Source organism: Janthinobacterium sp. GW823-FHT06H09 (genome assembly GCF_058794735.1).
Genome location: NZ_JBXAHC010000010.1, coordinates 15,301 through 33,465, shown reverse-complemented (window position 1 = coordinate 33,465; position 18,165 = coordinate 15,301). Strand labels below are relative to the sequence as shown.

The 18,165-nt window shown below is 63.9% G+C and carries 20 protein-coding genes; 9 read left to right on the top strand and 11 right to left on the bottom strand.

All coding sequences use genetic code 11. The annotated features are described in order from the left end of the window. Positions 1-8 precede the first annotated feature (8 nt). The 4 genes from mrdA to AC1Q6X_RS18150 all read right to left on the bottom strand — a co-directional run bounded on the left by mrdA (position 9) and on the right by AC1Q6X_RS18150 (position 4,714). The gene (mrdA, locus tag AC1Q6X_RS18165; RefSeq protein ID WP_230506391.1) at positions 9-1,979 is read right to left on the bottom strand and encodes a penicillin-binding protein 2; all 1,971 of its coding nucleotides are present in this window, start codon (positions 1,977-1,979) and stop codon (positions 9-11) included. Positions 1,980-1,991: 12 nt separating this feature from the next. Then, positions 1,992-2,504 (bottom strand): rod shape-determining protein MreD, encoded by a 513-nt coding sequence (gene mreD / locus AC1Q6X_RS18160; protein WP_035824494.1) that lies wholly within the window; start codon positions 2,502-2,504, stop codon positions 1,992-1,994. Next, on the bottom strand, positions 2,501-3,562 hold the full coding sequence (gene mreC, locus AC1Q6X_RS18155; RefSeq protein ID WP_070222785.1) for a rod shape-determining protein MreC: 1,062 nt from the start codon (positions 3,560-3,562) through the stop codon (positions 2,501-2,503). The genes mreD and mreC overlap by 4 nt, the downstream gene beginning before the upstream one ends. A gap of 108 nt (positions 3,563-3,670) precedes the next feature. Next, the gene (locus AC1Q6X_RS18150; RefSeq protein WP_010393186.1) at positions 3,671-4,714 is read right to left on the bottom strand and encodes a rod shape-determining protein; all 1,044 of its coding nucleotides are present in this window, start codon (positions 4,712-4,714) and stop codon (positions 3,671-3,673) included. A 351-nt stretch (positions 4,715-5,065) separates the two neighbouring features. On the opposite strand from AC1Q6X_RS18150, the gene gatC reads away from it, so the two are divergent. The 6 genes from gatC (at position 5,066) to AC1Q6X_RS18120 (ending at position 11,543) form a co-directional block, all read left to right on the top strand. Continuing rightward, positions 5,066-5,368, top strand: a complete 303-nt coding sequence (gene gatC / locus AC1Q6X_RS18145; RefSeq protein ID WP_070222787.1) for an Asp-tRNA(Asn)/Glu-tRNA(Gln) amidotransferase subunit GatC — start codon at positions 5,066-5,068, stop codon at positions 5,366-5,368. Positions 5,369-5,421: 53 nt separating this feature from the next. Next, positions 5,422-6,918, top strand: coding sequence for an Asp-tRNA(Asn)/Glu-tRNA(Gln) amidotransferase subunit GatA (gene gatA, locus AC1Q6X_RS18140; protein WP_492498000.1), 1,497 nt, complete (start codon positions 5,422-5,424; stop codon positions 6,916-6,918). A gap of 8 nt (positions 6,919-6,926) precedes the next feature. Beyond that, positions 6,927-8,429: an Asp-tRNA(Asn)/Glu-tRNA(Gln) amidotransferase subunit GatB gene (gene gatB / locus AC1Q6X_RS18135; protein ID WP_409027285.1), complete on the top strand. Its 1,503-nt coding sequence runs from the start codon at positions 6,927-6,929 to the stop codon at positions 8,427-8,429. Positions 8,430-8,619: 190 nt separating this feature from the next. Continuing rightward, a complete protein-coding gene (locus tag AC1Q6X_RS18130; protein ID WP_046683490.1) occupies positions 8,620-9,003 on the top strand; it encodes a BlaI/MecI/CopY family transcriptional regulator in 384 nt (127 codons plus the stop codon). Beyond that, positions 9,000-10,247, top strand: coding sequence for a TonB family protein (locus AC1Q6X_RS18125; RefSeq protein WP_492497998.1), 1,248 nt, complete (start codon positions 9,000-9,002; stop codon positions 10,245-10,247). Before AC1Q6X_RS18130 ends, AC1Q6X_RS18125 begins: the two co-directional genes overlap by 4 nt. 258 nt (positions 10,248-10,505) lie before the next feature. Beyond that, on the top strand, positions 10,506-11,543 hold the full coding sequence (locus AC1Q6X_RS18120) for an oxidoreductase (RefSeq protein WP_492497996.1): 1,038 nt from the start codon (positions 10,506-10,508) through the stop codon (positions 11,541-11,543). Here AC1Q6X_RS18120 and AC1Q6X_RS18115 read toward each other — a convergent pair. The 5 genes from AC1Q6X_RS18115 to AC1Q6X_RS18095 form a co-directional block, all read right to left on the bottom strand. Continuing rightward, complete coding sequence (locus AC1Q6X_RS18115) at positions 11,536-11,865, bottom strand: hypothetical protein (protein ID WP_492498166.1); 330 nt, start codon at positions 11,863-11,865, stop codon at positions 11,536-11,538. The genes AC1Q6X_RS18120 and AC1Q6X_RS18115 overlap by 8 nt on opposite strands. Then, positions 11,865-12,329: a carboxypeptidase regulatory-like domain-containing protein gene (locus AC1Q6X_RS18110; RefSeq protein WP_409027288.1), complete on the bottom strand. Its 465-nt coding sequence runs from the start codon at positions 12,327-12,329 to the stop codon at positions 11,865-11,867. Before AC1Q6X_RS18110 ends, AC1Q6X_RS18115 begins: the two co-directional genes overlap by 1 nt. Before the next feature lie 65 nt (positions 12,330-12,394). Next, the gene (locus tag AC1Q6X_RS18105; RefSeq protein WP_070222801.1) at positions 12,395-12,586 is read right to left on the bottom strand and encodes a YqaE/Pmp3 family membrane protein; all 192 of its coding nucleotides are present in this window, start codon (positions 12,584-12,586) and stop codon (positions 12,395-12,397) included. Between the two features lie 95 nt (positions 12,587-12,681). Continuing rightward, positions 12,682-13,548, bottom strand: coding sequence for an alpha/beta fold hydrolase (locus tag AC1Q6X_RS18100; RefSeq protein WP_070222804.1), 867 nt, complete (start codon positions 13,546-13,548; stop codon positions 12,682-12,684). Positions 13,549-13,569: 21 nt separating this feature from the next. Then, positions 13,570-14,463 carry a LysR family transcriptional regulator gene (locus AC1Q6X_RS18095; RefSeq protein WP_492497993.1) on the bottom strand — a complete coding sequence of 298 codons (894 nt, stop codon included), beginning with the start codon at positions 14,461-14,463 and terminating at the stop codon, positions 13,570-13,572. A gap of 125 nt (positions 14,464-14,588) precedes the next feature. Between AC1Q6X_RS18095 and AC1Q6X_RS18090 the strand changes: the two genes are divergently transcribed. Further along, positions 14,589-15,332: a sulfite exporter TauE/SafE family protein gene (locus tag AC1Q6X_RS18090; RefSeq protein ID WP_492497992.1), complete on the top strand. Its 744-nt coding sequence runs from the start codon at positions 14,589-14,591 to the stop codon at positions 15,330-15,332. Then, positions 15,320-15,574, top strand: coding sequence for a GNAT family N-acetyltransferase (locus tag AC1Q6X_RS18085; protein WP_070222810.1), 255 nt, complete (start codon positions 15,320-15,322; stop codon positions 15,572-15,574). The genes AC1Q6X_RS18090 and AC1Q6X_RS18085 overlap by 13 nt, the downstream gene beginning before the upstream one ends. On the opposite strand, the gene pyrE is transcribed toward AC1Q6X_RS18085, so the two are convergent. Next, the gene (gene pyrE, locus AC1Q6X_RS18080; RefSeq protein ID WP_070222812.1) at positions 15,571-16,233 is read right to left on the bottom strand and encodes an orotate phosphoribosyltransferase; all 663 of its coding nucleotides are present in this window, start codon (positions 16,231-16,233) and stop codon (positions 15,571-15,573) included. The two genes, AC1Q6X_RS18085 and pyrE, sit on opposite strands and share 4 nt — an antisense overlap. A gap of 109 nt (positions 16,234-16,342) precedes the next feature. Here pyrE and AC1Q6X_RS18075 point away from each other — a divergent pair, with 109 nt between their 5' ends. Further along, positions 16,343-17,119: an exodeoxyribonuclease III gene (locus tag AC1Q6X_RS18075; RefSeq protein WP_070222814.1), complete on the top strand. Its 777-nt coding sequence runs from the start codon at positions 16,343-16,345 to the stop codon at positions 17,117-17,119. A 134-nt stretch (positions 17,120-17,253) separates the two neighbouring features. Here the strand turns inward: AC1Q6X_RS18075 and AC1Q6X_RS18070 are convergent, their stop codons facing one another. Beyond that, entirely contained in the window at positions 17,254-18,165 is a 912-nt protein-coding gene (locus tag AC1Q6X_RS18070; RefSeq protein WP_070311081.1) for an RluA family pseudouridine synthase, read from the bottom strand.

The window sequence follows — 18,165 nt, the reverse complement described above, 5'->3', positions numbered from 1 at the left end:
GTGCTTCCTTATTGCCTGGCAGGCGGCGCCGGGGCGGCCTGCTCGTCGGTGATTTCTTCCAGGGTACGCACTTCGTCGACATCTTCCTTGGGCACCTTGGTGGTGTCCTTTTCCTTGTCGCTCGGACGCTTGCCCAGCAGGTAGTAGTCGAGCGCCTTGCGCGCGATCGGCGCGGCCACGCCGGCGCCGAAGCCCGCGTTTTCCACCACGATGGCGATCGCGATGCGCGGCTTGTCGGCTGGCGCGAAGGCCGTAAACAGGGCGTTGTCGCGCAGGCGCTCGGCCAGCAGCTTGGCATTGTACTTCTCGTTTTTCTTGATGCCGACCACCTGCGCCGTGCCCGTCTTGCCGCCCACAGTGTACTGCACGCCGGTGAAGATGCGCGCGGCCGTGCCGCCCTGCTCGCTGGTCACGCCCACCATGGCGCGCTTGATGATGTCGATGTTTTCCTGCTTGAGCGCGATGCGGTAGCTTTCCTTCGGTACCGTCAGGGTGCGCGCACGCGTGCTCGCGTCTTCGATGATCTTCACCAGATGCGGCTTCATCACCACGCCGTTATTGGCCAGGTTGGCCGTCGCGTGGGCGATCTGCAGCGGCGTGTAGGAGTTGTAGCCGGAGCCGTTACTCACCGAAATCGTGTCGCCGCCCACCCATTTTTTCTGCTGCGGCGTCTTGAAGCGGTTGCGCTTCCACTCCGTCGACGGCAGCACGCCCGTCTTTTCATTATTCAGGTCGATGCCGGTCAGCTGGCCGAAACCGAACGGCTTCATGAAGTCGTGGATGGCGTCGATGCCCATGTCACGGCCCAGCTGATAGTAATAGGTGTTGCACGAGACGACGATGGACTTGTGCATGTCCACCGTGCCATGGCCGCCCACCTTGTCGTCGCGGAAGGTGTGGCCGCCGAGGATGAAGAAGCCGGGATCGGAAATCGACTGGCTCGGCGTGCGCTTGCCCAGTTCCAGCGCGGCCAGCGCCATGAAGGGCTTGAAGGTCGAACCGGGCGCGTAGGTGCCCGACAGGGGACGGTTGACCATCGGCCGGTCCAGCGAGGTATTGAGTTCGTTCCAGCTTTGCTGGTCGATGCCGTCGACGAACAGGTTCGGGTCGTAGCCTGGCTTGGAGACGTAGGCCAGGATGTCGCCCGTGGCCGGGTCGATGGCCACAGCAGCGCCGCGCCATTCGCCGAACGCTTCCTCGACCACCTTCTGCAGTTCGATGTCGATCGACAGAATCAGGTTGTTGCCGGGGGTGGCCGCCGTGCGCGACAGGGTGCGCATGGCGCGCCCGCCGGCCGACACTTCCACTTCTTCGTAGCCGGTGGTGCCATGCAGCTGCTTTTCGTAGCTTTTTTCCAGGCCTTCCTTGCCGATATGGTCGGTGCCGTTGTAGTTGGCCGCGTCCTCGCCCTCTTCCAGCGCCTTGGCTTCATTGCGGTTGATGCGGCCGATGAAGCCCACCACGTGCGAAGCCACCTCGCCCATCGGGTACTGGCGGAACAGACGCGCCTGCACTTCCACGCCGGGGAAGCGGAAACGCTGCGCCGTGAAGCGCGCCACTTCCTCGTCCGTCAGGCGCGTGCGCAGCGGCACGCTGACGAAGTTCTTCGATTCTTCCAGCAGCTTCTTGAAGCGACGGCGGTCCTTGATATCGATCTGCACCAGGGTCGACAGCTCGTCGATCACCGAATCGAGGCTGGCGCTCAATTTCGACGGCGTGATTTCCAGCGTGTAGGCCGAGTAATTGCGCGCCAAGACCACGCCGTTGCGGTCGAGGATCAGGCCGCGCGTGGGCACGATGGGAACCACGGCGATGCGGTTGTCTTCAGCCTTGGTCGCGTAGTCTTCGTGCTTGATCACCTGCAGCCAGATGAAGCGCGCCAGCAGCAGCGAAAAGCAGACGAAGACGAGCGCGCCCAGGATGGTCAGGCGCATGCGGAAAAAATGCAGTTCGCGCTCGGTATTTTTCAGTTCGGTCATGGCAGGCGCCCGTCAGATCGGCCGGTTATGGTCGCGGTCCACGGCGCGGCGCTGCGGCGCCAGCAGTATCCACGTCACGAAAGGCCAGAGGGCGACGGCGACGAAGCTCTCGATGAAATTGAGCCAGCCGGGGAAACGGCCCGAGACGATCAGCCGCGTCAGCAATTGCAGCGCCTGCGTCAGCAGCAGCAGCGGCAGCACGTGCAGCGCCTGCGTCAGGATGGGGAACCACAGCACGCGCCGGTGCATCATGATGGCGAAATACGACAGCAAGGTATACGCCAAGGCATTCTCGCCCAGCAGGGTCGAATCGTGCACGTCCATCATCAGGCCCATGAAGAACGCGACGCCGATGCCGACCTTGCGCGGCTGGTGGATGCCCCAGAAGACCAGCACCAGCGCGACGAAATCGGGCACGCCGACAAACTGGCCCCATGGCAGCAGATTCAGCAAAAAAGCGCACAGCAGGGAAAAACCGATGAACAGGGGGCTGACCGGCAGCAGGATGTAATGCGGGCGGTTCATCGTGTCGCTTCCTTCGGTGGCACGGCGGCAGGTGCTGGCGTTGTTACAGGCGTTGCGGCAGGTCCTGCCGGCGCCGCCGGTTTCGGCGCGGCGCTGGCGGGCGGCTTCGCGGCGGGGGCTGTCGCGGCGGCGGCAGGCTCCTTGGCCGGGTCCTTGATCGGCGCCATCTTGCCGGCGATCTTGCGGCCCGTCTTGACATCTTCGGCGGGCGGGCGCGGCGGAATATCGGGCGACGTCATCAGGATGAGCAGCTGGGTGTTGCGTTCGATGCCGGCCAGCGGCTGGCACACGACGCGGCCGAACGGGCCATGCGCATTGCGCTCGACCAGGGTCACGCGCGCCACGGCCAGGCCGGCCGGGTACAGGCCGTCGAGGCCCGAGGTGATGACGATGTCGCCGATCTGGATGTCGGCGCTGGGGGCCGTGAAGCGCAGCTCCATGGTGCCCGACTTGCCGCGGCCGATGGCCACGCTGCGCACGCCGTTGCGCAGCAGCTGCACGGGAATGGCCTGCTCTTCATCGGTCAAGAGCGTTACTTCGGAGGTGAACGGGAACACGCGCGTGACCTGCCCCACCACGCCCAGGTTGTCGATCACGGGGCGGCCCAGTTCCACGCCGTTCTGGATGCCGCGATCGAGCACGATCTTGCGCGAGGCCGAATCGCGCGTGTCGTACAGCACTTCGGCCATCATGGTCTTGACGGGCACGCGCTCGCGCGCTTCCATCAGCTTGCGCAGGTGGTTGTTTTCAACGATGTTGAGCTGCGCCTGCTGCAGGATCTGCGCCGAGGCGATCTGTTCGTGCTTCAGGTCGCGCACCTGTTTTTCCAGGGCCGACAACGAAGAAAAGTAATTGCCGACGCCCAGCGCCACGTCGCGCGGCACCAGGGCCGCCATCTGCACCGGATACAGCACGGTGCCGACCGCCTGACGCACGGCCGTCAGCGCGTGCATGCGCGAATCGACCAGCAGCAGGGCGATAGAAATGCCGGCGAACACCATCATCTTGACGCGGGCGGAGGCGCCTTGTTTGAAAAGTGGCGGAGGACTGTATTCCATGACTTCCAATAATCAGGCCAGGCGCAGTGCGCCAACGTGCAGGCCCCGGTCAGACGCCGGCGCCAAAACCAAAAAAAGGCCGGAATGGTTTCCGGCCCTTCTGTCAGATTATTCGTAGGAGAAGATCGAGCCGAGCTTGTCCATACGTTCCAGTGCCATCCCGGAACCGCGCACCACGCAGGTGAGCGGGTCCTCGGCCACCAGCACCGGCAGGCCGGTTTCCTCCATCAGCAGGCGGTCCAGGTCGCGCAGCAGCGCGCCGCCGCCCGTCAGCATCATCCCTTTTTCGGCAATGTCGGCGCCCAGTTCCGGCGGCGTCTGTTCCAGCGCGTTTTTCACGGCCGAGACGATGTTGTTCAGCGGGTCGGTCAGCGCTTCGAGGATCTCGTTGCTGGAAATGGTGAACGAACGCGGAATGCCTTCGGACAGGTTGCGGCCCTTGACTTCCATTTCCTTCACTTCCGAACCAGGGAAGGCCGAACCGATGGCCTTCTTGATGGCTTCGGCCGTCTGTTCGCCGATCAGCATGCCGTAGTTGCGGCGGATGTAGTTGACGATGGCTTCATCGAACTTGTCGCCGCCCACGCGCACGGAACCCTTGTAGACCATGCCGCCCAGCGAGATGATGCCCACTTCCGTCGTGCCGCCGCCGATGTCGACCACCATCGAGCCGGTCGCTTCCGACACGGGCAAGCCCGCGCCGATGGCCGCTGCCATCGGTTCCTCGATCAGGTACACCTGCGAGGCGCCGGCGCCCAGGGCCGATTCGCGGATCGCGCGGCGTTCGACCTGGGTCGAACCGCACGGCACGCAAATGATGATGCGCGGCGATGGACGGAAGAATTTCGAGTCATGCACCATGCGGATGAATTGCTTGAGCATTTGTTCGGTCACGGTGAAGTCGGCGATCACGCCATCTTTCATCGGACGAATCGCTTCGATATTGCCCGGCACTTTGCCCAGCATCTGCTTGGCTTCCTTGCCGACTGCCTGAATGGTCTTCTTGCCATTCGGACCGCCTTCCTGGCGGATGGCGACGACGGATGGCTCGTCCAGGACGATACCGAGGCCGCGTACATAAATAAGGGTGTTGGCCGTGCCCAAGTCAATGGCCAGATCGGTGGAGATATACCTGCGTAAAAAACCAAACATGAGTGTCCTGTAGCGCATCGAGCTGCGCAAAAGCTGTTTATGGGGAGTTTCAAAGCGGGCGCTTTCAGGCACCCTGAAAATCCGTGGAGGCGATTTTTTCGGGTTTCGCTTGGCGCTTGCGCAATCTTTTCTATGCTGCGGCAGCGGTCCATCAGCGCCGGCAACGCATTAACCCGCCATTCTACCTTATAATTTGAATGCGATTTGCTCAAAAACCATGGAAAAGTGCGACTCTTGCAGCCGCGAGTTACGCGGTATTCCTCGATTTTTGTGAGCAAAATAGCAGTAAATACCCGCGTTTTATCAAAACGCCAACTTAATACTAATGCGCGGCACTCCGCGCCATTCGCCATGTCCCTGACACTCTCCGACGTAAAACGCATCGCCCACCTGGCCCAACTTGAAATGGCCGACGACCAGGCCGTCACGTCTTTGGCCCAATTGAACAAGATTTTCGCACTGGCGGAACAAATGCAAGCCGTCAATACCGATGGCGTGGCGCCCCTGAGCCACCCGCTGGCCGCCCACATGGACAATATCGCCCTGCGCCTGCGCGAAGACGTCGCCACGGAACAGAATCGCCGCGACGCCTACCAGGCCGTGGCGCCGAAGGTACAGGATGGCCTGTACCTGGTGCCCAAGGTTATCGAATAAACACGCCGTTGCGCCGTTCCCGCCTTCTTGCCGAATATCACAATAGAAACGCCATGCATACAAAATCCATCAAACAGCTGTCCACGCTTTTGCAGAACAAGGAAATTTCCGCCGTTGCACTGGCGACGCATTTCCTCGACCGCATCGAAGCGGACAACTCGAACGCCTTCCTGCACGTCGACCGTGCGCTGACCCTGGCGCAAGCAGCCGACGCCGATGCGCGCATCGCCGCCGGCACGGCCACGCCATTGACGGGCGTGCCGATCGCGCACAAGGACTTGTTCGTCACGAAAGGCTGGCGCACGACGGCCGGCTCGAAAATGCTGGCCAACTACGCCAGCCCGTTTGACGCCACCGTGGTGGAAAAATTCCAGGCGGCCGGCATGGTCACTTTGGGCAAGGTCAACTGCGATGAATTCGCCATGGGTTCCGGCAACGAGAACTCGGCCTTCGGCGCCGTGCAGAACCCGTGGGATAAAACAGCCGTGCCGGGCGGCTCGTCCGGCGGCTCGGCCGCCGCCGTCGCCGCCGGCCTCACGCCAGCGGCCACCGGCACCGATACGGGCGGCTCGATCCGCCAGCCGGCCGCCTTCTGCGGCATCACCGGCATCAAGCCGACCTATGGCCGCGTCTCGCGCTTCGGCATGATCGCCTTTGCCTCGTCGCTGGACCAGGGCGGCCCGATGGCCCGCTCGGCCGAAGACTGCGCCCTGCTGCTGACCGCCATGGCCGGCTTCGACGAACGCGACTCGACCAGCCTGTCGCCGGAACAGGGCGGCGTGGCGGAAGATTTTTCACGTGAACTGGGCCAGCCGTTGACGGGCTTACGCATCGGCGTGCCGCGCGAGTACTTCGGCGAGGGCCTGGCCAAGGACGTGGAAGCGGCCGTGCGCGGCGCGCTGGCGCAGTATGAAAAGCTGGGCGCCACCCTGGTCGACATCTCGCTGCCGAATACGGCCCTGTCGATTCCCGCCTATTACATGATCGCCCCGGCCGAAGCATCGTCGAACCTGTCGCGCTACGACGGCGTGCGCTACGGCCACCGCGCCGCCGAGTACAAGGACTTGCAGGACATGTACAAGAAGTCGCGCGCCCAGGGCTTCGGTCCGGAAGTGCAGCGCCGCATCATGGTCGGCACCTACGTGCTGTGCCATGGCTACTACGACGCCTACTATCTGAAGGCGCAAAAGATCCGCCGCCTGATCGCGCAGGATTTCGACGCCGTCCTGAATGGCCCGGACGCCGTCTGCGACGTCATCATGGGCCCCGTCGCGCCGACCGTCGCCTGGGACCTGGGCGACAAGACGGACGACCCGGTGGCGAACTACCTGGCCGACATCTACACCCTGTCGACCAGCCTGGCCGGCCTGCCCGGCATGTCAATCCCTTGCGGTTTCGGCGCGGGAGACAAGAATGGCAAGCGCCCCGTCGGCCTGCAAATCATCGGCAATTATTTTGGCGAAGCCAAACTGCTGAACGTGGCCCACCAATTCCAGCTGGTGACGGACTGGCATACGCGTGCTCCAGGCAACGCAACGGCCGGCATCTAAGAAAAAATTTGCGCCGCCCAGGCGGCGCCACCAAATTAAGCGAGAACACTATGCAATGGGAAGTCGTCATCGGTCTTGAGAACCACGTGCAGCTCACGACCGAATCCAAAATTTTCAGCGGTTCGCCGATCAAGTACGGCGCCGAAGCCAACACGCAGGCCAGCCCCGTCGACCTGGCGCTGCCGGGCGTGCTGCCGGTGATGAACAAGCAGGCCGTCGACCGCGCGATCCGCTTCGGCCTGGCCGTGGGCGCGACCGTCGCGCCGCACTCGGTCTTTGCCCGCAAAAACTATTTTTATCCCGATTCGCCCAAGGGCTACCAGATCAGCCAGTTCGAAGACCCCGTCGTCATCGGCGGCGCCCTGACCTTCGGCTACGAAAAGGATGGCGAATTCGTCACCAAGACGGTGAACCTGACGCGCGCCCACCTGGAAGAAGACGCCGGCAAATCTCTGCACGAAGACTATGCGGGCATGAGCGGCATCGACTTGAACCGCGCCGGCACGCCGCTGCTGGAAATCGTCTCGGAGCCGGAAATCCGCAGCGCCGCCGAAGCCGTGGCCTACGCCAAGGCGCTGCACTCGCTGGTCATGTGGCTGGGCGTTTGCGACGGCAACATGCAGGAAGGCTCGTTCCGCTGCGACGTCAACGTTTCCGTGCGTCCCGTCGGCCAGAAGGAATTCGGCACGCGCTGCGAGATCAAGAACCTGAACTCCTTCCGCTTCATCGAGGAAGCCGTGCACGTCGAAGTGCGCCGCCAGATCGAACTGATCGAAGACGGCGGCAAGGTCGTGCAAGCGACGCGTTTGTACGATCCGGACCGCAAGGAAACGCGCGAAATGCGCAGCAAGGAAGACGCCCAGGATTACCGCTACTTCCCGGACCCTGACCTGCCGCCGCTGGTCATCTCGCAAGCGTGGATCGACACGGTCAAGGCCTCGATGCCGGAACTGCCGGCCGCCATGCGCGCCCGCTTCATCAGCGAATACGCACTGCCGGACTACGATGCGCTGGTGCTGACGCAATCGAAAGCCATGGCCACCTACTTCGTCGCCGTGGTCGAGAAGGCCGGCAAGGAAAACGCCAAGGCCGCCGCCAACTGGCTGATGGGCGACGTCTCGTCGACCCTGAACCGCGAAGGCGTGGACCTGGACGACGCGCCCGTCTCCGCCGCCCAGCTGGCGGCCATGCTCAAGCGCATCGCCGACGGCACGATCTCGAACAAGGCGGCAAAGGAAGTCTTCGCCGGCATGTGGGAAGCGAAGTCAAACGACGAGCACCTGGTCGACGCCATCATCGACGCCAAGGGCTTGAAGCAGATCTCGGACTCGGGAGCCCTGGAAGCCATCGTCGATGAAGTACTGGCGGCCAATGCCAAATCGGTGGAGCAGTACCGCGCCGGCAAGGAAGCGGCCATCAATGCGCTGATCGGCCAGGCCATGAAGGCATCCAAGGGCAAGGCCAACCCGGCCCAGCTGACGGAATTGCTGAAGGCCAAGCTGGCGGGATAATTTTCATTCGCCCCAAAAAAAGACGCTGCGGCGTCTTTTTTTTTGCCTGTCGGGTCTCCTTATAAACAAGCTTGTCTACGTTTTATGTCACGTCTGACAGGCGTTTATACGCCACTGAAAATTAAAGTATACATTTTTGTCTACAAGGTTTAATCTAGCCATATTGAATTTCAGGCAAGAGGAAAACCGCATGGCCAAGACGCACGACATCCCGAAACCGACGGCAGCCGAGCTCGATCTGCTGCAGGCGCTGTGGCCGCTGGGTGCGGCCACGGCCAAGCAGGTGCACGAGGCGATGGCGCTGGCCAAGCCGGCCATCACCTATGGCACCGTGCTGCGCCTGATGCAGATCATGCATGGCAAGGGCTTGCTGATCCGCGACGAAAGCCAGCGCTCGCACGTGTATGCGCCAGCGCAGGCGCAGGACAGCCTGCAGACGAATCTGCTGAAGGAATTGATGCAGAAGGCCTTTGCCGGATCGGCCAAGGCGCTGGTGCTGGCGGCGCTGCGCACGGGCGTGTCGCGCGCAGAACGCGAGGAAATCGAAAAAATGCTCAAGGACGATCAGTCATGAGCGGCTTCGTGCCGGCGCTGGGCTGGACCCTGCTGCACTTCCTGTGGCAAGGGCTGCTGATCGGCTGCGCCACGGCGTTGGCGTGGGCGGCCCTGCGCAATGCGCGTCCCGAGGCGCGCTACGCCGTCGGTTGCGGCGCCCTGCTGGCCTGCCTGGCGTGGCCGGCGGCGGGCTTGTATCTGCGCCTGGCCGGGGCCGATGCCACGGGCGCGCTGTACTCCAGCGCCTTGCTGCCCGCCGCACTGCTGGCGCCCGACAGCCTGCCCGACCTGGACCTGCTGCTGCGCGCCGTCGTCGGCGTCTGGGCCTTGTGCGCCGCCGTGCTGGCCGTGCGCATGGCGCTGGGCATGCTGTGGATAGAGCGCAGCGCCAGGAACACGGGCGCCACGCATGGACAGCTGCAGACAAGGCTGTCGCGCATGGCGCACGATGCCGGCGTGGCGCGGCCGGTGCGGCTGCGCGTGCTCGACAACATCGCCAGTCCGCTCACGGCCGGCATCTGGCGCCCCATGGTGCTGGTGCCCGCGGCGCTGCTCACCGGCATGCCGCCGCACCTGCTCGATGCGCTGCTGGCGCATGAACTGGCGCACATCCGGCGCCACGATTATCTGATCAACCTGCTGCAAAACGCCATCGAGGCGCTGCTGTTCTTCCACCCCGCCGTCTGGTGGATTTCACGCGGCGTGCGCCTCGAACGCGAACATATTGCAGATGATTTCGCAGCAAGACAACTGGGCGAACCGCGGCGTCTGGCTCTTGCACTCTCGGAACTGGAACGTCTCCAGTTCTCAACCCACCACCTGGCCCAGGCGGCCAACGGAGGAGATCTTATGTCACGTATCAAACGATTGCTGCGCCCCGCACCACAAGCCCTGAACTGGAAGGCGGCGGTGCCGCTGCTGGCGTTGGCCGGCGCCTGCCTCGGCATCTACGGCCAGGCCGTCGCCGCCGACAGCGCACCCGTGCTGGAGCGCCGCCCCGTCATCGACTTTGGCGTGTGCGGCAAACCGGTCTACCCGCCCGCATCGCTGCAGGCGAAGGAAACGGGCACGGTCAACCTGTCCTTTGATGTCGACGCCACCGGCAAGGTCCAAGGGTCAAGCGTGGTCAAGAGCAGCGGCCATCCTGCCCTCGACGAGGCGGCGCGCACTGGCATTGCCAAGTGCACGTTCAAGCCGGCCCTCGCTGGCGGCAAGCCGGTCAGCGCCAGCGTCAAGGTGCAATACGTCTGGAGCCTGAACTAAGATCCTATCCCAGTAGATGAATACATCTCTTGCAAGCGCCCCTCAGAAGCGGGGACTGCGTTGTTCGTCGTCGCGTGGCTCGCCACGCGTCCTCCTCGCGCCTTGTCCGCGCTCCTGATGTGCTGCTTGCAAAAGACGCTCCCTACTGGGATAGGCTCTAAAGCATGCGCGGCGGCATCGTGGCAGCATTGCTGCAGCGGTGCCGCCGCCCGCTTGCGGGTATGATCATGGATTCTTCCACGCACCTGTGAATCCGCCATGAACAAGATCAAAACCGGCCTGGTCGGCTACGGCTTTGCCGGCTCCACCTTCCACGCTCCCGTCCTGTCCACCATCGATGCCCTGGAATTAACGGCCGTCGCCTCCAGCAAGCCCGAGCTCGTGCACAAGGATTGGCCGCACGCGACCGTGTATGCGGAGCCCGCGCAACTGTTTGCCGATCCGTCCATCGAACTGGTCGTCATCGCCGCGCCCAACGAGGCGCATTTCAGCCTGGCGCAAGCGGCCCTGCAAGCGGGCAAACACGTGGTGGTCGACAAGCCCTTCACCATTTCCAGCACCGAGGCGCAGAGCCTGATCGCGCTGGCGAAAGAGCGCCAGCTGGTGCTCAGCGTGTATCACAACCGGCGCTGGGATGGCGACTTCCTGACCCTGCAAGCGCTGCTGGCGCAGGGCACGCTGGGGCGCATCGCCAGCGTCGAATCGCACTTCGACCGTTTCCGCCCCGAGATCCGCCAGCGCTGGCGCGAGTCCGGCGCGCCGGGCGGCGGCTTGCTGTACGACCTGGGCCCGCACATGCTGGACCAGGCCATGCAGCTGTTCGGCAAGCCGGAAAAGCTGTATGCCGATATCGTCCTGCAGCGCGATGGCGCGCAAGCCGTCGACTACATGCACATCGTTTTGTACTACGACCGGCTGCGCGTGGTGCTGCAAGCGGGCTGCCTGGTGAAGGCGCCGACGGCGCGCTTCGCCGTGCATGGCGACAAGGGCAGTTTCGTGAAATTCGGCCTCGACCCGCAGGAAGATGCCCTGAAGGCGGGCGGCAGGCCGTGCCAGCCCGGCTGGGGCGTCGACCCCGTGCGCGGCGCGCTGCACCTGGGCACGCAGCCGGACGGCCATTGCGAACACCTCGAAATGCAGGCGGGCCGCTACCAGGACTTTTACCAGGGCATGGCCGACGCCATCCGCCACGGCGCACCGGCGCCGGTGGCGGCCGAGGATGCGGCAGCGACGATACGCCTGATCGAACTGGCCTTGCAAAGCGCCGCCGAAGGGCGCGTGCTCGCGGTCAGTTGATGACGAAGGCAAGCACCACGGCGCCCAGCGCCAGCAGGGCCAGGCCGCAGATGAACAGCAGCTCGCCCCACGATTCGTAGCGCAAGCGCGACTGGCCGGGGCGCAGCGACATGAACGAGAGCACTGCGCTGACGAGAAAGACGATGGCATCGACGGCGAGCAGCTTGTCGATGGCCACGCGCACTTCGCCGCGCGGCGCCAAATGCCCGATCGACAGCACCGTCATGCACACGCCGACCATCGTCGCCGACGTGGGCAGGATATGCGCCGACAAGCCCCGCGCCGACAAGTCCCGTTCGGACGCCTTGCCGTCGCCAGGCATCAAGGCCGGCCCTGGTTCGTTCCCGCTGGCCAGACCAGCTCCACGCGCGCGGAACTGCCCGCCTTGATCTGCACCTTGCGCTCCAGCGACTTGCCGGCCAGGGTGGCGCGCAGGCTGTAGCTGCCTGGCGGCAGTTTCGCCAGCAGGAACGGTCCGCTGGCCGTCGTATCGAGCACCGGAGCGCCCTTGGCATCGCGTATTTCCAGCTTCACGTCGGAGGCAAATTCCGCCTTGCCCGCCGCCTGCACGGAAAACACGAGACTCAAGGGCCAATGCCGGCTGGCGCTCTTGATGGCCGTCGACTCATCGAGGCCGATGCCGCCGCTCAGATACTCCACCGCCCCGCTTTTCTGCACGGGCGGCAGTGCACCGTCGGTTTGCGCCTGCGCCGCACTTCCCAGCAACAGCCCGGCGGCCAGCATCGCCGCCGCCAGGCCCAGGGTACCGCGTCTGTTTGATGCCATCTCACTCTCCTCATGTCGGTTGAATCAAGATAGGAAGCGCAGCTTAAACAGGCCTTAGCCCTACATCAACGCCGGCGCATGGCGTCGGCGATCTTCTGGTCCGTCTTGTACTGGCTCAGCGCATATACGGCCCAGATCGTGGCCGGCAGCCAGCCGATCAAGGTGATTTGCAGGATCAGGCAAATGATGCCGGCGATCGGACGGCCGATCGTGAAAAAGGTCAGCCATGGGAGTAACAGGGCAATCAGCAAGCGCATCGTTCGTTCCTTGAGTATTCCCCTGTGCCGCGGGGACCGGGCCGGCATGCGCCGGCGGTAAATGCAGTCAAACCGATTATAACGATACCCGGCCGTCAAGCCTGCACGGGTGCCAGCAGTTTTTCCATCCAGGCCAGGATGGCGGCAAAGATCGCTTCGCGGTTCACTTCATTGAAATTCTCGTGATAATTGGCCGGATAAAAATGATAGTCGAGCAAGCCATCGGGCACGCTGCGCAGCAGGCTTTCCGTGGCGCGGCTGTCGGCCAGCTTGTCGTCGCCCGCCACTGCGGCGAACAGGGGGAAGCGCCAGTCCGACAAGCCACCCGCCAGTTCCTTTTGCGCCGACGTCAGCGCATGGGCGAAACGCACCGACGCCGCACTGGCGCGTATGCCGTCGCGCTCGTCCTGGAAATGGCGCGCGGTGATGGTTTGGTCATGCGTGAGCAGCATGGTCAGGTTACCCAGCGGCACCTTCATCGTGGGGAAGCGCCGCGCCAGCCAGCCCGACAGCATCTGCAGCACCTTCGGCACGGGAATCGCATTCACGTAATACGGCGATGAAATAATGAAGCCCTTGATGGCCGGATCGCCCGCAAAGCGGCGCAGCCCCAGGTGGGTGGCGATCAGGCCGCCCATGGAGTGGCCCATGACGAAGATCGGCACGCCCGGATACGCCTGCTTGACCCAGGCGAGGAACAGCTCTTCGTCGTCGAGGAAGGCGTCGAACGAGGGGATGTCCACCTTGCGCTTGCCGTCGTGGCCCACCATGTCGAAACTGACGGTGGCGATGCCGTGCTGGCGGAAGTATAGCGCCGGCGTGACGTAGTCGCCCGCATGCGCCATGCCGCCGTGGATGGCCAGGATCACGGCGCGGGGATGCTCCGGCTGCCAGATGTGGATGGGCCGCTCGACCCGGTCGCTGCACAGCAGGCTGGCCATCTTGTCTTCTGAAAAACGCATCGCTGCTCCTGTCATGCCCTGTCACGCCTTCAGATGATCGATCAACTGGCGCGCATACAGGGGTAATTCACTGAACTGGCGCACGCAGATCGTCAGATTGCGTACCGACCAGGGATCGGATAATTCCAGGCAGCGCAGCGCCATCGTTTGCTGGCAGCGGCTGGCCGCCGCCAGCGGCACCACGCTGATGCCCACGCCGCTGGCCACCATGCGGCACACGGCATCGAAGCTGCGCAGGCGCACGCGCACCTTCAAGGGGCGGCCCAGGCGCGCCGCATGCATGCCCAGGTACTGCTGCATCGCGCTGTCGTCGGCCAGGCCGATGAAATCGTGATCCAGCAGCGTGGAGAACGCGACGACGCCATCCTGGCCCAGGACGCGGTGATGCACGCCGTCGGCCGCGGCGATCACCACCAGCCGGTCGGGGCGGAACAAAAACGTCTGCAAGCCGCGCATGTCGACCGAGTCGGACACGATGCCCATGTCGGCCAGCCCTTCCGAGACGGCCTTGACGATATCGTAACTGAGGCGCTCTTCCAGGTCGATGGTCAGGTTCGGATGGCGGTCGAGAAAAGTGCCTAGCGCCTCGGGCAAAAATTCGCTGAGCGCGGCCGTATTGCACAGCAGCCGCAACTGCCCTTTCAAGCCGCGCGCAAATTCGCCGAGCTCGCCACGCATTTTCTCCATTTGCAGCAAGACGAGGCGCGCGTGATGCAGCAGGGTCTGGCCCACGGGCGTCGGCTCCACGCCGCGCCGGCCGCGCAGCAGCAAGGGCATGCCCAGCATCTCTTCCATGCCGCGCACGCGCGCGCTGCTGGAGGCCAATGCGAGATGGCTGCGCGCGGCGCCGGCCGTCAGGCTGCCCGCTTCCACCACGTTGACGAACAGCTGCAAATCGACCAGATCAAAGCGCATGACGACTCCCCTTTTCACCATCTTACCAGCCTTCGTATTTTACTGAGGCTGACTCAAAATAATCCACCTTGGCGAAACCGCCCAGCGCGCGCAGAATCCACGCAATTCACTGTGGAACAGAAAAAATGCAGACGTCATTTCTGCTGGCCGTCGGCGCCAGCTTCCTCGTCGCTGGCTTCGTCAAGGGCGTAGTCGGATTGGGCTTGCCGACGGTGGCCATGGGCACGCTCAGCCTCGTCATGCCGCCCGTGCAGGCGGCGGCCCTGTTGATCGTGCCGTCGATGGTGACGAATGTGTGGCAACTGGCGGCCGGCCCCGGCCTGCGCGCCCTGCTGCACCGCCTGTGGCCCATGCTGGCGGCCGTCATGGCCGCTACCGTGGCGGGCGGCGCCCTGCTGCCGGCCGACAGCGGCGCCTGGGCCGTCGTCGCGCTGGGCGTGGCGCTGATGCTGTATGCGCTGGCGGGCCTGTTCTCGCTGCAGCTGCGCGTGCCGGCGCGGCATGAAGCGTGGCTGGGCCCATTGGCGGGCGCGGCGACGGGACTGGTGACGGCCGCCACGGGCGTATTCGTGATTCCCGCCGTGCCGTATCTGCAGGGACTGGGCCTGGCGCGCGATGCGCTGGTGCAGGCGCTGGGCCTGGCGTTTACGGCGTCGACCGTGGCGCTGGCGGCCAGCCTGGCCCTGCACGGCGACTTCAGCCTGGGTGCGGCCGGCGCTTCCGCGTATGCGCTGCTGCCGGCGCTGGCCGGCATGCTGGCCGGCCAATGGCTGCGCGGGCGCATCGCGCAGCAGGTATTCAAGCGCTGCTTTTTTATCGGCCTGTTCGCCTTAGGCCTGCATGCGGCGGTCAAACCATGGCTGGCGTGATGCGGATAGACTGGCAAGGGGACAGCGCGCTGTGCGCGTGGATCGACGGCCAGCAGGTGGCCATGCTCGATATCAGCAGAGACGCCGATGAAGTGACGGTGAACATGCTGTTCGTGAAACCGCCGTTCCGCCGGCGCGGCATCGGCGGCGCGCTGCTGCAGCGGCTGCTGCAATGCCATCCGCAAGCTGGCGCCGCCTGCAGCGACCCGCGGCTGCGGGCGCTGCTGGAAAAGACGACTTAAATACCGTAGCGCGTGCGGTACGCGGAAACGGCATCCTTGTATTGGAGCAGTTCCGGATCGGCGCCCGCGCCGTTCAGGTAGCCGAACAAGTCGTCCAGGTTGCCGATCGAGATGACGGGGATGCCATACTGTTTCGACACTTCCTGCACCGCCGAACTTGGCGACAGCTGGCCGTCCGGGCCGGAACGCTCCATGCGGTCCAGGGCGATCAGCACGGCGCATGGTTCGGCGCCGGCGGCGCGTATCATGTCCACCGATTCGCGCACCGAGGTGCCGGCCGAGATCACATCGTCAATGATGACAACCTTGCCATGCAGCTTGGCGCCGACGATGGTGCCGCCTTCGCCGTGGTCCTTGGCTTCCTTGCGGTTGAAGGCGAACGAGGTGTTGCGGCCCTTGCCGGCCAGCGCCACGGCGGTGGCCGACGCCAGGGTGATGCCCTTGTAGGCGGGGCCGAACAGCATGTCGAATTCCACGCCCGAGTCGAGCAGGGTCTGTGCGTAGAACTGCGCCAGCTCGGCCAGGGTGGCGCCGTCATGGAACAGGCCCGCATTGAAGAAGTACGGCGATGATCGCCCGGCCTTGGTGGTGAACTCGCCAAACCGCAAGACTCCCTTGGATACTGAAAACGCGATAAACTGCTGGCGTAAATTATTCACATTAGCCTCATTTTTTAAAAGTGCCTGTATTTTAATCCGCGCGCAGCGGCGAGACAATCGCCATGCCGCGCCCGCCGGCCCCGTCCAGCGCCCTTTTCACTTTCGACCTATGCCAAAAATTATCTCCGCCAACCTGAACGGCATCCGTTCCGCCGCCAAAAAAGGCTTTTTCAACTGGATGGGCACGCAGACGGCCGATTTCATCTGCGTGCAGGAATTGAAGGCGCAGCTGCCCGACATGACGCCGGAATTCCTCAACCCGCATGGCTACCATGGCCATTTCCACTATGCCGAGAAAAAGGGGTACTCCGGCACGGGCGTATACAGCAAGGTGGAACCGGACGCCGTGCATATCGGCTTCGGCAGCCCCGAATTCGATGCCGAAGGCCGCTACGTGCGCTGCGATTTCGGCAACCTGTCCGTCATTTCCGTGTACTGCCCCTCCGGTTCGTCCGGCCCGGAGCGCCAAGAAGCCAAGTTCCGCTTCATGGAACTGTTCCTGCCGCACCTGCTGGAATTGAAGGCGCTGGGCCGCGAAGTGGTCATCTGCGGCGACTGGAACATCGCCCACCATGAAATCGACCTGAAGAACTGGAAGGGCAACAAGAAGAATTCCGGCTTCCTGCCGGAAGAGCGTGCGTGGCTGACGCGCGTCTTCGACGAAGTGGGCTTCGTCGACGTGCACCGCGGCCTGGACAAGCGCGAAGACCAGTACACGTGGTGGAGCAACCGCGGACAAGCCTACGCGAAGAACGTGGGCTGGCGCATCGATTACCACGTCGCCACGCCCGGCATCGCAGCCCAGGCGCATACGGTCAGCGTCTACAAGGACGAGCGGTTTTCCGACCATGCACCGTTGATCATCGATTACACGGTCAAGGGCTGATCTGATACGTCCGTGGTGGTGTCGGCTTACGCGCTGCGCGCTAACCCGACCTACGCTGAATCTGCCGTAGGTCGGGTTAGGTCCGCAGGACCGTAATCCGACAGCATTGTTGGCACGTCAGTGATGGTGGCGGATTAAGCATGCCACGCCAGCACGCGCCGGCTTTCGAAATGGCGCGGCTCGCCGCTCAAAGGGTCCGTGAAATCGATGGCCCGCGCCAGCAGCTGCAAGGGCTGCGACATGTCATCTTCCTTGCAAGGCAGGGCCACCGGGTAAAACGCATCGTTGACGATGGGGATGCCCAGCGAGGCCAGGTGCACGCGCAGCTGGTGCTTGCGCCCCGTATGCGGCTGCAGCCGGTACAGATTCACGCCGCCGCGCTCTTCGATCACATCGATGACGGTTTCCGAATTCGGCTCACCCGCTTCCTCGCGCATGAGGAAAAACTGCGCGCCCTCGACCATGCGGCTGTGGTAGGTGAATGGGAAATCGCGTCCCGCCAGCACGGGCGCCAGCGCCTCGTACGTCTTGCGCACTTCGCGGCGCTGGAACAGCGACTGATAGGCGCCCCGGCTGGCGATCTGGCGTGAAAAAATCACCACACCGGCCGTCTCGCGGTCGAGGCGGTGGATCGGCGTGAGGTCGGCGCTATCGAGCCGTTTCTTCAGGCGCGTCAGCAAGGTCTCCTGCACGAAGCGCCCGCCCGGCGTCATGGGCAGGAAATGCGGCTTGTCGACCACGATCAGATGCTCGTCCTGGAACAGGATCTCTTCCTGGAAGGGAATCGGCGTTTCCCGCTCCAGCTCGCGGTAGTAAAAAATGCGCATGCCGCGCCTGTATGCGCTGCCGGGCGCCAGCACGGCGCCGTCGCCATCGACCACTTCGCCGCGCGCCATGCGGTCCCGCCATTGCGCGGCGCTGATCTGTGGATAGCGCTCAACCAGAAAGGACAGCATGTCCGCCCACTGTCCTTCCGGCAGCCACAGGTAGCTGGCCGCCACGCCGTCGCGCATGGGCAAGGGTGCGGCGGCGTGACGCTTGGTCAT